Source organism: Sorangium sp. So ce1014, assembly GCF_051521505.1.
GTDB lineage: Bacteria > Myxococcota_A > Polyangia > Polyangiales > Polyangiaceae > Sorangium.
This window is the reverse complement of the sequence record NZ_CP150356.1, coordinates 10,146,571-10,159,218: the sequence shown is the minus strand read 5'-3', so window position 1 is coordinate 10,159,218 and position 12,648 is coordinate 10,146,571. Positions and strand designations below refer to the sequence as shown.

Genomic DNA, 12,648 nt, shown 5'->3' with positions numbered 1-12,648 from the left:
GTCTTGAACCTGAAGCTCCGAGGCCACTACGGCTACTATGGCCGCCCTGGCAATCGGGTGAGTCTCTGGACTCTTCTGCATTGGGCCACGCGGGTGTGGTGGCGGTGGCTGCATCGCCGCTCCCAGCGTGGTCTCTCCTGGGCGGCAATGAATCGGCTCCTGAAGCGCTACCCGCTTCTGAAGCCGACCGCCGTCCGAATCGTGTAGCGAAGCCGTGTTTCGAAGAGCCGGATGCGGGAAACCTGCACGTCCGGATCCGGTGCGCCGGTGGAAAACCGGCATGAGAACGTAGGTGAGCACGATGAGAAGGAAACATCGACGAATCGAGCAAGTCCTACCCCAGGAGGAGTCCACCCCTGGGAAGTCCATTCCTTGCGCAGCGTGGGGCGACCCACGAGGCGAAGCGTAGGAGGGCACGTGAGCGAGCCGGGCGATCGAGCCTCGAAACGACTACATTTGGGGGAGCCAACGCATTCGGATCATGCGGATGGCCATGGCGAGGTTCCGAACAACGTGGACCTGGAACCGCCGCTCCCTCCGGGGTCAAAGAGTTCGGCACGGTCACATATGTCTCATGCACGGGAACCGGGAGACCTCGAAGGGGCTGGCGATCCGATGGTGGATCGGTGGCACGGGCGGGAAGGCAATGGCCGCAATCCGCAGCAGTCCTTCAAGGAGTCGGACGCGCGCACTGTACCAACCTGCAAGAAGTCGGCGAACTCGTGGGTAATGCCCGAGGAGTCGATGGAGGGAAAGCGCGCGGCCAACGGGAAACTCGCTCCACGAAACGCGCTCCGGGCTCAGGACCGGGCAGGCGCGCTCACGGCCACGGAGCGGGTCGGACAGCGAGCGAAGCAAGGAAAAGGGGAGCGGTTCACCAATCTGTTGAACCACCTCAAGGTGCCGCTGTTGAAGACGGCGTATGAACGCCTGAACAAGAATGCGGCGCCGGGCGTCGATGGGGTTACGTGGAGCAAGTACGGCGAGAATCTGGACGCACGACTGCGCGACCTTCAGGACCGCGTTCATCGCGGCAGCTATCATCCGCAACCGGTGCGGCGCGTGCACATCCCGAAAGGAGATGGTCGTACGCGGCCGCTCGGTATTCCCGCACTGGAGGATAAAATCGTCCAGCAAGCGGCGCGGATGATCCTGGAGCCCATCTATGAGCAAGAGTTTCTCGGGTTTTCGTACGGCTTCCGGCCTGGCCGGTCGCAGCACCGAGCCCTGGATGCTCTCGCGGTGGCAATCAGTAGGAAGGTGAGCTGGGTGCTCGATGCGGATATCCGTGCGTTCTACGACACCATCGAGCACGGATGGATGCAGAAGTTCTTCGAGCACAAGATCGCGGACCGACGCATGGTGCGGCTGCTGATGAAGTGGCTGCACGCGGGCGTCGTGGAGAAAGGCGAGCTGCGCGCGGTGGAGGAGGGAGCGCCGCAAGGGGGTGGGATCAGCCCCTTGATGTCGAATGTCTACCTGCATTACGCGCTCGATTTGTGGGTTCAGCAATGGCGCAAGCGGCACGCACGAGGTGAAGTCTACGTCGTGCGCTACGCCGATGACGTGGTGCTGGGCTTTCAGTTCGAACAGGACGCGCGCGCGATGCAGTCGGCCATGGCCGAACGCCTCGCGAAGTTCGGCCTGGAGCTACACCCGGAGAAGACCCGGGTGCTTCGGTTCGGGCGTTATGCCCGCAAGGACAGTGAGCGGGACGGGCACCCGCGGCCCGAGACGTTCGACTTTCTTGGATTCACCCACATTGCGACTGAGTCGCGATTGAGGCGTTTCATGCTGATGCGCCGCACTGCCAGGAAGAAACGCGCAGCGAAGATGATCTCGCTGCGCGAAGAGATGCGACGTCGGATGCACGAGCCCCTGAAGAAGCAGCATGGGTGGCTCTGCTCGGTGATCCGTGGGCACGACAATTACTACGGCGTGCCCACCAACCATCGAGCGCTTGCCTCGTTTCATCGAGAGGTGCAGCGGTGCTGGTACCGTCAGCTTCAACGACGGGACCAGCGCTCTCGATGGCCCGTCAGCAAGTTCAAGCACCTCGACGCTCGATACCCTCTTCCGCCTCCGCGCGTCGTGCACCCCTGGCCCGATCGAAGATTCGCTGGCCCGTAGACCGGAGGTGGGAGCCCGGTGCGGGAAATCTGCACGCCGGGCTCTGTCCGGGGGGCGACCCGAAAGGGTCGTCCCTACCGGGACTGGGGGCCCCGGGAAGGCGACGACCCGGTGCTACCCGACCGCTCCGCTCCTCGCGGCGTGCCTCGCAGGCCAAGGGATCGCGCAGGTGATCGAGCTCTACGTGCGCGAGCACCTGGCCGACGGACGGCTGGTTCAAGTGCTCCCGGAGTGGGCCGAGGAGCCGTATCCCCTCTACGCGTACCATCACTCCGCGCAGCTCATGTCGGTCAAGGTCCGCGCGTTCCTGGAGTTCGTCGTCGCGCTGACACGCGCGTAGCGTTCAGTGCGTCGTCGCGCCGCCGAGCGTGGGGACCGCCTCGTCGCTCTCCACCGCGAGCGCGGCCGAGGTCGTCGGCGTGGAGCACGTGTTCCCGTCCGCGTGCGCCGCGAGGAAATCCTCGAGCACGCCCTCGCGGTGCGGGAGGAAGAAATCGGTGAGCGCCGTCGAGAGCTCCCCGTCCTCCTTGACATGGACGAACCGGCGCGGCGTATCCTCCACGGGCCACGTCACGTTGTTGCCGAGCGAGTCGCCGGCGCTCAGCTGGTGGCACCCGGCGCACGACTGGGTGGTGGCGCGGTTGGCCACGTCCGCGGGCGTGAAGACGCTGTCCCGCCCGAGGCGCACGAGCTCGGCCTGGATCCGGTCGCGCAGATCGAGGTTCGGCAGCCAACTGAACTCCGGCAGCAGCTGATTCAGGTAGTCGTTCCTGTCGTCGACGGTGCTCTGGCCCGCGTTGTAGAGGGCCTCCCTCGAGTTCTTGAGCTGGATGTCGTTGATGTCGCCGCTGAGGGTCGTGAGCTTGTCGACCGACTCGAGGAAGTCGTCCATGAACCACGTGTAGCGGAAGTCGCTCTGGTCGAAGTTCGTGCCGAACAGCTCGCCGAAGGGGTTCTCCTTCACCGTGACCGGCTTGAAGGTGAGCCGATCCCCGCCGTTCGGCCCGTCGGGGGTCTTCGCGATCTTGAACTCACGGAGCTGCCAGATCTGGCCGGGCTGGACCTGCCCGGGGGCGCCGGGGTTGCCCATGAACTGGTTGGTGCGGATCTGGCCCGTGCCGCGGCGGCCTCCGGGGCCGTGGACCGCGTCGGCGAAGTTGTCCGGGTGGAGCACCGGACCGAAGCCGGCGTCGAGCAGGCCGACGGTGAAGAACGTCTCGAGCTCGTTGGCGCGCTCGGCCGCGTCCAGGGTCGAGAGGCGCGCCCAGAACTCGGCCACCGGGAGGCATGCGGCGAGGCCGCATTCGGGGTGGGGGTTCGGGAGCTGGGCCTCGAAGATGAACAGGTTGCGGTCGGCGATGCCGGCCGTCTTCTTGGCGTAGACGATCCGGTACTCGCCGCAGTGCGAACCGTCCAGCGGCGCCAGATCGAAGCGGTTCACGACCGCGATCGGCTCCACGAAGTGCGGCGAATCCGGGTCGAACGGATCGCTCGTGGCGAGGCGGCCCTCCCTCCGGCCGCACGAGATCCGGTAGCCGTTGAGCGCGGGAAAACCTTCGCTGTTGGTCTGGTCGTCGCAATGGATGGCGTCGGGGAACTGAGCTCCAACGGAGGGGTTGAAGAAGTCCCACCAGCGGCGGTAGAGATCGAGGGGGGTCTGTTCATCGAAGGTCCCCGCCCTGATGATGAGCTGATTGAGGACGAACTGGAGCGGGAACCGGGTCATGGCTTGCGGGTCGGTGACCTTCGTGAGGATCAGCGATCGCAGCGGCTCGATATCCAGCGGGGCCGACAGCGCCTGCCGGCGCTCCGCGGCGCGCTCCTCGGCGTCGATGCCGGCGACCTCGCCGGGCGCGCCCGCGTCGCCGCACGCGGCCAGAGAGGCGGACGCCGCGGCGCACATGACCGCCGCGGCAAACGGGAACCTGGAGGCATAACGAAGGTGCATGAACACTCCTGTGGAGTAGGGCGGACCGGGGTCGATAGCGGGATTCATACCAACGTCGCTCGCGCCGAGCTCGGCCACCGCCGGGGCATGCGCGAGCGCATGCCCCGGCGTATCGCTTCACGGATTGTAGTCAGGATTGTAGTCGCAGAGGCAAACTGACCATTCATTCGCCGGGGTGGTCCACCAGGACCCCGTCCAGCTCGACTCGGTCCAGGGGACGTTCGTCCAGATGTCGCACACCTGCCGGCACACCTGCGTCGCGTGATTCGGGTCCCAGATCGGCGCAACTTTCTTCTCGACGGCGCCGTCGGCGGGTATCTTGATCTGAGCCGAGGTATACCCAGGGACATCCCAGGCCTCGCTCAGGCGACCTCCCTTGAATTCGCACGTCGTGCCGAAGTGAACGAAGGAGCTGCAGTCAGGGTCGCTCAGGCAGGAGAGCGCGCACCCCTCGAGGTCGAGCCCGAGCTGGGTCTTCCAGACCTCTCCGGCGAGGACCTTCCCCTGGCCGACGTCGAACGAATCAGATGGAGTCTCTTCGAAATAGGCACTGCTCTCAGCGCTGAACAGGTAGGGGTAGTCGAGGTGGTTCAGCCGGTTGTGCGGGTAGTAGCCGCCATTGCACATGATGTTTTTCGTAGGCCCTTGCGACGCGCAGTCGGGCTCCGGCATGCCGAACGTATGCCCGAGCTCGTGGCCGATGCTTCCGACCCTGCGCAGGTCCCCCTGCTCGGCTCCATCGATGATCCACTTGGGCATGACGGCTGCGCCGAAGTTGGCGGCCGCCACGCTGCCGGACACGCTCGAGATGTCGGCCTCCAGGAAGATGATGTACTTGTGGTTGGCGTCCCCCGTGCAGGCGTCAGGGTACACGTCCCTGGCCGCGTTGCAGGCGTTTCCGAGCCAGTACCACTCTGCCAGGGCGCCGTGAAAGCCGTCGGGGTTGGTCAGGAACCAGTTCTCGTCATGATGGCTTTGAACCGTCACGACGTCGTCCGTGGTCATCGTGGCGCCGTAGTTGTGCCATGTCTGACGGTTGTGCTCGACGGCGTTCGCGACGAGAGCGGCGCGGTCACTTCGCTGCGCGTCGCTCGGCACGACGTAGAGGACACGAACACTCTTTGTGCTCGCTTGGGCACTCGCCGTGGCGGCGAGAAGCGTGGCTCCGAACATGGCGAAGGCGAATGTATTTCTCATGGTGTCTCCTTTACGAGGCGTGTGATCTCGCACGATGTGAGGGCTCGCGTGGGCAATCACGGCTGGCCGAGAGGCGAGAGCTTCCATCGTCATTGCTTGGCGCTGCCTGGCGCTGTCCAACGGTGTTCAACGCTGTTCAAATCCATTTCAGCGACGTTTCTGTCTAGCGGATCGTATTCAGCGACCGCCGTGCGCAGGTATTTGTTGCCAGGGTAGTTCTCGGCGGCTTGCGTGTGCGAAGTGCCCACCACCAGGCGAGGCCGGCGCTCACGAGGCCTCCGCCGGACTGCATGAAGGCGCCGCGCTCGCGGCGTCCGAGCTATCTGATCCTGTCGCATCGTGGGCGGGCGAGCACGCGAGCGGCGCCGACGCGAGGAGGGCGGCGGTGGCGAGGAAGGAGGCGAAGCGAGGGCGAGCAGGTCGTGAAGGCGTGCCCATCGGCACCCAGCGAGGAGAACGCGGCGCGCGGGTGATTGCGTCGTTCTTGATGCTCTTCGATTGCATGATGCTTCTCGTTGTTTTTCTCGGCGATTTCGCCGATTCGTCTACAGCGCTCCCCCCCGCGGTGTGGCCAGATCCCTCCCCTCGGGAGGAGGACCGGGGCCCACATCGCTCTGCCCGCTTGAAGGTCACTGCGACGTGGACGGAGTCTCAAAAATAATTTGGCGAGGGCATGGCTACCCCGACGGCCGCAAACGTCCTTCGCGCGCGCGGGGCTAGCTTTTGTCTCCCGAGACAAGGCGGCACCCCACGTGCGCTACGCGAAGCGCAGCCCTCCCGCCGTACGTTTGCGAAAGGAGCTCTATTCGCGGAGGAGCGAGGCGACGCTCACGTCGAGCCGGCCCTGGATCAGCCTGGCCAGGCTCGCGTACTGCGACTCGGTGAGACCGAGCTTGGCGACGAGCTCTGCGCGCGTGAACTCGCGCAGCGCCTCGCGCGCGCCCGCAAGCCAACGCGCCGCCGTGGCTCGCCCGACTTGGTAATGCGCGCCAAGGACGTCGATGCTCAGGCCGTCGAGGAGGTGAAGGCGAAGCAGCGCCCGTTGCTTCGGCGCGAGGCGCCCCATGGCGATGCGCACCGCCTCTTCGAACTCGGCCTTGTAGCGCGTCTCGAGGTAGGTGGCCTCCACGTCGACGGAGGCGGCGATCTCCCGCTCCTCGTCGAGCGGGGTGCCCGCCGCGTCCGCCTTGCGCCGCCGCAGGTTGATCGCGGTGCGAACCGCGATCACGCGCAGGAAAGTCCGGAGCGGCGCCCGCCCCGCGTACCCGGCAATCTTCGGTGTGGCCGAGGGCGGCGCGCTAAAGAGGCCCTCGAGGAGGACGCGGCGTGCGGGTGATCGCGTCTTTCTTGATCCTTTCCGGTTGCATTTTTCTCGTCACGCTCTATCGGCGACGTGCGACGTGCGACGTGCGACGTGCGACGTGCGACGTCGCCGAACGGTCCACAGCGTTTCGCGGTGGTGCCAGACCCTTCCTTCGCCAGGAGGGCCGGGGGCTCACACCCGCGTGCCTACCGGGAAGTCACCGTGAGGCGGACGAAGTCTCAAAAATAGTCTGGCGAGGTGTGCCTACTCGCGGAGGAGCGAGGCGACGCTCACGTCGAGCCGGCCCCGGATCAACCTGGCCAGGCTCGCGTACTGCGACTCGGTGAGGCCGAGCTTGGCGACGAGCTCCGCGCGCGTGCCCTCGCGCAGCGCCTCGCGCGCGGCCGCAAGCCAGCGCGCCGCCGTGGCGCGCCCGACCTGGTAATGCGCGCCCAGGACGTCGATGCTCAGGCCGTCGAGCAGGTGGAGGCGAAGCAGCGCGCGTTGCTTCGGCGAGAGGCGCCCCATCGCGACGCGCACGGCCTCTTCGAACTCGGGCTTGTAGCGCGCCTCGAGGTAGGCGGCCTCCACGTCGACGGAGGCGGCGATCTCCCGCTCCTCGTCGAGCGGGGTGCTCGCCATGTCCGCCTTGCGCCGCCGCAGGTTGATCGCGGTGCGTACCGCGATCACGCGCAGGAAAGTCCGGAGCGGCGCGCGCCCCGCGTACCCGGCAATCTTCGGCGTGGCCGAGGGCGGCGCGCTGAAGAGGCCCTCGAGGACCACCTGTTGGAGGTCGTCGGCGAAGGCGGGCGACGGCTCGACGCGGGCCGCCGCGCGCGCGATCACCCCGGAGAACTCCCGCTCGAACGCGGCGTGCGCACCCGGTACCCCGAGGACGCAGGCGCACGCCAGGTAGACGTCCGCCGCGAGCGACGGAGGCGGCAGCGCGCCGCCCGCGGCCGAGCAACGCTCGCCGAGGTAGCGCGCCAGCGCGGTCGCCTCGACGGCGATGGCCGGGAAGGCCGCCTGCCCCGCCTCGAAGAGCGCCGCGATCGTCGCGCCGGGATCGGCCTCGGGCATCACCCCGCCCCCGCCGAGGCCCGCCGCGAACGCAGAGGAGAGGCCGCTCGCTCGATCCACCTGCGGAGAATGGCTGATGTCGGCGCGGGCCGTCAAGAAGGCGTGTCGCCTGACAGTCCCGCTCCGTGTGGTAGAGTCGGGCACCATCGAGCCGACGTCGGACTGCCCCACGGACAACCAGCTCGCAGAGTACGCCGCGTATCCGTCAGGTTTCGAGGCGATCGCGCTCCACATCGACGGATGTGCGGTTTGCCGCGTCATCGTCGCTCGGCTGGCCGAGCTGGAGTTCAGTAGCGTGGCGGCGCCTCCGGGAGAATCCTTGCGTGGCGTCGCCAAGGGATCGCCGCCGGGGGAGGTCCTCCAGACCAGCGATCAGGACGACGCGACGGGCGCCCTCGGTCGCGCGCGGATCGCCACCGCAGCCCTGCGGTCGCGACCCCTGCACCCGGCGGTCGCGGCTCCGCAGGTGGACTCCACCCTCAAGCACTACGAGATCATCCGCAAGCTGGGCCAGGGTGGCATGGGCGTGGTCTACCTGGCCCGCGACACCAAGCTGGGCCGACTGGTCGCCGTCAAGGTCCTCCTCGAGTCCGACGGCCGGAGCGCCGAGCGCTTCCTCGCCGAGGCGCGGTCCACGGCGCGCTGCAAGCACGAGAACATCGTGGTGATCCACGAGGTGGACGAGGTCGACCGCGTTCCTTACATGGTGCTCGAGCACCTGGAGGGCCGCACGCTGCGCGCCTTCCTGGTCGAGCGAGGAGGGCCGCTGCCGCTGAGCCTCGCGGTCGAGCTGATGCTCCCGGTGGTGCGCGCGCTGGGCTGCGCCCACGCGCTCGGGATCGTGCACCGTGACCTCAAGCCGGAGAATGTCTTCTTGACCGAGGCGGGGCCGATCAAGGTGCTCGACTTCGGTATCGCCAAGCAGCTCGACGCCGACGAGATCGAGCGGCTCGCGGCCCAGGGCGAGAATTCGCGCTGGCTACCGGCGTTGACGCAGGAAGGAGCGCTCGTCGGCACCGTCCCGTACATGGCGCCGGAGCAATGGCGGGCGGAGAAGGTCGATCCCAGGACGGATCTGTGGGCCGTGGGGATCATGCTCTTCGAGCTCTGCACCGGGACGCACCCGCTCGCGCCGTTCGCGGTGGGGCAACTCGGGCAGGTTCGGCGTCTCGACGTGCCCATGCCGCGCGCAAGCGACACGCGTCCCGACCTGGGCGCGCTGGGCGACGTGATCGATCGCTGCCTGAAGAAGCGCCCGGACGAGCGCTTCGGCGGAACCGAGGAGCTCATCGCGGCGCTCGAGCCCTTGCTGCCGGGCGCGAAGGCGCCGGCGCTCCGCGAGGACGAGAGCCCCTTTGCCGGGCTGGGCGCGTTCCAGGAGGTGGACGCCGGGCGCTTCTTTGGGCGCGATCACGACGTCGCCGCGCTCGTCGGACGTCTTCGCAGCCAGCCGCTCGTGATGGTTGCCGGGCCGTCCGGCGCGGGAAAATCGTCGTTCGTGCGCGCGGGCGTGATCCCGGCGCTGAAGCGCTCGGGCGAGCCCTGGGAGGCGTTCACGCGCAGGCCGGGGCGAAGGCCGCTCCACGCGCTCGCCGACCTGCTCGCGCAGATCGCGGCCACGCCGGTGACGACGGGAGCTCCACCCGACGCGTCGAGCTCGCACGCCTTCTCCTCGGCGAGCGATCCCGATGCGTTCATCGCGGCCCTGCGCGCCCAGCCCGGCCTCCTGGGCGCCCGGCTGCGCGCGCGTTGCCGCAGCCAGCGCGCCGAGCACAAGATTCTCGTCTTCGTCGATCAGCTCGAGGAGCTTTACACGCAGGGCATCGATCCGGCGGAGCGGGCCGCGTTCGTCGCGTGCCTGGAGGGCGTCGCCGACGACGCGTTGTCCCCGCTCCGCGTCGTGCTCTGCATGCGCTCGGACTTCCTCGACCGGCTGGCCGAAGATCGCCGGCTCATGACCGAGGTGACCCGCGGGCTCTGGTTCCTGCCGCCCCTCGACCCGAACGGCCTCGTGGCGGCGCTGATGCGGCCGGTCGAGGCTCTCGGCTATCGCTTCGAGACCGCCGAGATGACGCGAGCGATGCTCCGCGCCCTGGAGAGCGCGGCGAGCCCCCTGCCGCTCTTGCAGTTCACCGCGACCAAGCTGTGGGAGGCGCGCGATCGTGGGCGCCGGCTCCTGACGCAAGAGAGCTACGAGAAGCTCGGGGGTGTCGCGGGCGCGCTCTCCACCCATGCCGACGCGGTGCTCGCAGGTCTCTCGGGGATCGAGCAGAGCCTCTGCCGGGCGATCTTCCTCCGGCTGGTCTCACCCGAGCGGACGCGCGCCGTGGTGAGCTTGCCCGACCTGCGAGAGCTCGACGAACAGTTAGACGCCGTGGACCGGGTAGTCTTCCGCCTCTGCGAGGCGCGGCTGCTCTTGATCGAGACCGCCGAAGAGCGCGCGTTCCCGACGGTGGAGCTCGTGCACGAGTCGCTGATCGAGAGCTGGCCCAAGCTCGGGCGATGGCTGGACGACAACCAGGAGGCGGCGGAGTTCCTCGCGCGGGTGCGCCCCGCGGCCAAGCAATGGGAGGCGAGCGGCTGCGCCGACGGCCTGCTCTGGCGAGGCGAGGCGGCGGAGGAAGCCCGGCGCTGGCAGAAGCGGCAGGGCCCGGCGGCGGGCGCGCAGCAGGGCGCGCGGGAGGCGCGCTACCTCGCGGCGGTGGTGGCGCTGGGGGAGCGGGAACGACGGAGGAGGAGGCAGGTCGTCGCGGTGCTGTTCGGTGCCCTGAGCCTGGTCGTGCTCCTGGTCTCCGCTCTGGCGGTCCAATCGAAGCGGGCGGCGGAGAGGGCCGAGGCGGAGAGGGCCGAGGCAGAGCGCAGCGCCGCGAGCGCCCGGAATGCCACGCGGATGGCCGCGGCCCGCGAGTGCCAGGGAGACCCCACCACGATGCTCGCGCTACTCCGCGAGATCGAGCCGGGCCCGGCGCCGCCGGGATGGGGCGAGCTTGCGCGGTGGGCACGGGGTGCAGGCGTCGCCACGATGGTGCTCCTCCACGAGGATTTGGCCTGGTCTGCCGCATTCAGCCCCGACGGCCAGCGCATCGTCTCCGCTTCGTGGGACAAGACGGTGCGCGTGTGGAACAGTGACGGCTCGGGACTGCCCCTCGTGCTCCGTGGTCATGAGGACCACGTCTTCGCGGCGGCGTTCAGCCCCGACGGCCAGCACATCGTCTCCGCGTCGGCAGATAAGACAGTGCGCGTGTGGAACGCTGACGGCTCGGGACTGCCCCTCGTGCTCCGTGGTCACGACGCTGTCGTCTATGCAGCAGCGTTTAGCCCTGACGGCCAGCGCATCGCCTCTGCGTCGTGGGACAAGACGGTGCGCGTGTGGAACAGTGACGGCTCGGGACTGCCCCTCGTGCTCCGTGGTCACGACGACCGCGTCTATGGGGCGGCATTCAGCCCCGACGGTCAGCGCATCGTCTCGGCGTCGATGGACAAGACAGTGCGCGTGTGGAACGCCGACGGTTCGGGCCAGCCCCTCGTGCTCCGTGGTCACGACGATTTCGTCCTTACGGCAGCGTGGAGCCCCGACGGCCGACGCATCGTCTCCGGGTCCGAAGACAGGACGATGCGCGTGTGGAACGCCGACGGCTCGGGCCAGCCCCTCGTGCTCCGTGGTCACGACGGTAGCGTCTATGGGGCGGCGTTTAGCCCCGACGGCCAGCGCATCGTCTCCGCGTCTTTTGACAAGACGGCGCGCGTGTGGAACGCCGACGGCTCGGGCCAGCCCCTCGTGTTCCGTGGTCACGCAGACCGCGTCCCTACGGCGGCGTGGAGCCCCGACGGCCAGCGTATCGTCTCCGCGTCCGAAGACAGGATGGTGCGCGTGTGGAACGCCGACGGCTCGGTCCGGCCCCTCGTGCTCCGTGGTCACAGCGACTGCGTCAACGCGGCGGCGTTCAGCCTCGATGGCCAGCGCATCGTCTCCGCCGCTTCTGACAGGACGGTGCGCGTGTGGAAGGCGGACGGCTTGGGCCAGCCCCTCGTGCTCCGTGGTTGCGACCATATCGTTTTTGGGGCGGCGTTCAGCCCCGACGGCCGGCGCATCGCCTCCGCGTCGTGGGACGGGACGGTGCGCGTGTGGAAGGCGGACGGCTCGGGCCAGCCCCTTGTGCTCCGTGGCCATGACGGTGGCGTCAATCCAGCGGCGTGGAGCCCTGACGGCCAGCGCATCGTCTCCGCGTCCGAAGACAGGACGGTGCGCGTGTGGAACGCCGATGGCTCGGGCCAGCCCCTCGTGCTCCGTGGTCACGACGCTGTCGTCTATGGGGCGGCGTGGAGCCCCGATGGCGGGCGCGTCGTCTCCGCGTCGAAAGACAAGACGGTGCGCGTGTGGAACGCCGATGGCTCGGGCCAGCCCCTCGTGCTCCGTGGTCACGACGGTGTCGTCTATAGGGCGGCGTGGAGCCCCGATGGCCTGCGCATCGTCTCCGCGTCCGAGGACAGGACGGTGCGCGTGTGGAAGGCGGACGGCTCGGGCCAGCCCCTCGTGCTCCGTGGTCACGACGGTAGCGTCTATGGGGCGGCGTTTAGCCCAGACGGCCAGCGCATCGCTTCCGCGTCGCAGGACAAGACTGTGCGCGTGTGGAAGGCCGACGGCACGGGACAACCCCTCGTGCTCCTTGGGCACGACGATGCCGTCAACACGGCGGTGTGGAGCCCCGATGGAAGGCGCATCGTCACGGCCTCGGACGACAAGACGGTGATCGTGTGGAGCGACCTCGAGCCGCTCTCGGGCGCCGACGACCCGAAGCTGTGGACCGCGACCAACTACTGCATGCCGCTCGACATCCGCCAGCGCCTGCTCGGCTTCCCGGAGGATCAGTCCCGCGCCGACCACGAGCGCTGCCAGCGTCGTGTCCGTGAGGTCCAGACGCAAGCCGCCGCGCCCGGGCGCTGATGGTCCGTGACCACCGACGTCGGCGCTGGCTTGCGGGCGCGCGCG

7 protein-coding genes are annotated in these 12,648 nt (G+C 68.3%); 3 read left to right on the top strand and 4 right to left on the bottom strand.

The window, feature by feature from the left end:
- Positions 1 to 615 precede the first annotated feature (615 nt).
- The gene (gene ltrA / locus WME75_RS38530; RefSeq protein WP_437475746.1) at positions 616 to 2,130 is read left to right on the top strand and encodes a group II intron reverse transcriptase/maturase; all 1,515 of its coding nucleotides are present in this window, start codon (positions 616 to 618) and stop codon (positions 2,128 to 2,130) included.
- 7 nt (positions 2,131 to 2,137) lie between these two features.
- The gene (locus tag WME75_RS38525) at positions 2,138 to 2,470 is read left to right on the top strand and encodes a LysR substrate-binding domain-containing protein (protein ID WP_437481590.1); all 333 of its coding nucleotides are present in this window, start codon (positions 2,138 to 2,140) and stop codon (positions 2,468 to 2,470) included.
- A 3-nt stretch (positions 2,471 to 2,473) separates the two neighbouring features.
- Here WME75_RS38525 and WME75_RS38520 read toward each other — a convergent pair whose 3' ends face one another.
- The 4 genes from WME75_RS38520 to WME75_RS38505 form a co-directional block, all read right to left on the bottom strand.
- Positions 2,474 to 4,078: a hypothetical protein gene (locus WME75_RS38520; RefSeq protein ID WP_437481589.1), complete on the bottom strand. Its 1,605-nt coding sequence runs from the start codon at positions 4,076 to 4,078 to the stop codon at positions 2,474 to 2,476.
- Positions 4,079 to 4,195: 117 nt separating this feature from the next.
- Entirely contained in the window at positions 4,196 to 5,275 is a 1,080-nt protein-coding gene (locus WME75_RS38515; protein ID WP_437481588.1) for a hypothetical protein, read from the bottom strand.
- An 802-nt stretch (positions 5,276 to 6,077) separates the two neighbouring features.
- Positions 6,078 to 6,503, bottom strand: a complete 426-nt coding sequence (locus WME75_RS38510) for a hypothetical protein (RefSeq protein ID WP_437481587.1) — start codon at positions 6,501 to 6,503, stop codon at positions 6,078 to 6,080.
- A gap of 339 nt (positions 6,504 to 6,842) precedes the next feature.
- Positions 6,843 to 7,718, bottom strand: coding sequence for a sigma-70 family RNA polymerase sigma factor (locus tag WME75_RS38505; RefSeq protein WP_437481586.1), 876 nt, complete (start codon positions 7,716 to 7,718; stop codon positions 6,843 to 6,845).
- A gap of 16 nt (positions 7,719 to 7,734) precedes the next feature.
- Between WME75_RS38505 and WME75_RS38500 the strand changes: the two genes are divergently transcribed.
- A complete protein-coding gene (locus WME75_RS38500; protein WP_437481585.1) occupies positions 7,735 to 12,603 on the top strand; it encodes an nSTAND1 domain-containing NTPase in 4,869 nt (1,622 codons plus the stop codon).
- The last annotated feature ends 45 nt before the right edge of the window (positions 12,604 to 12,648 follow it).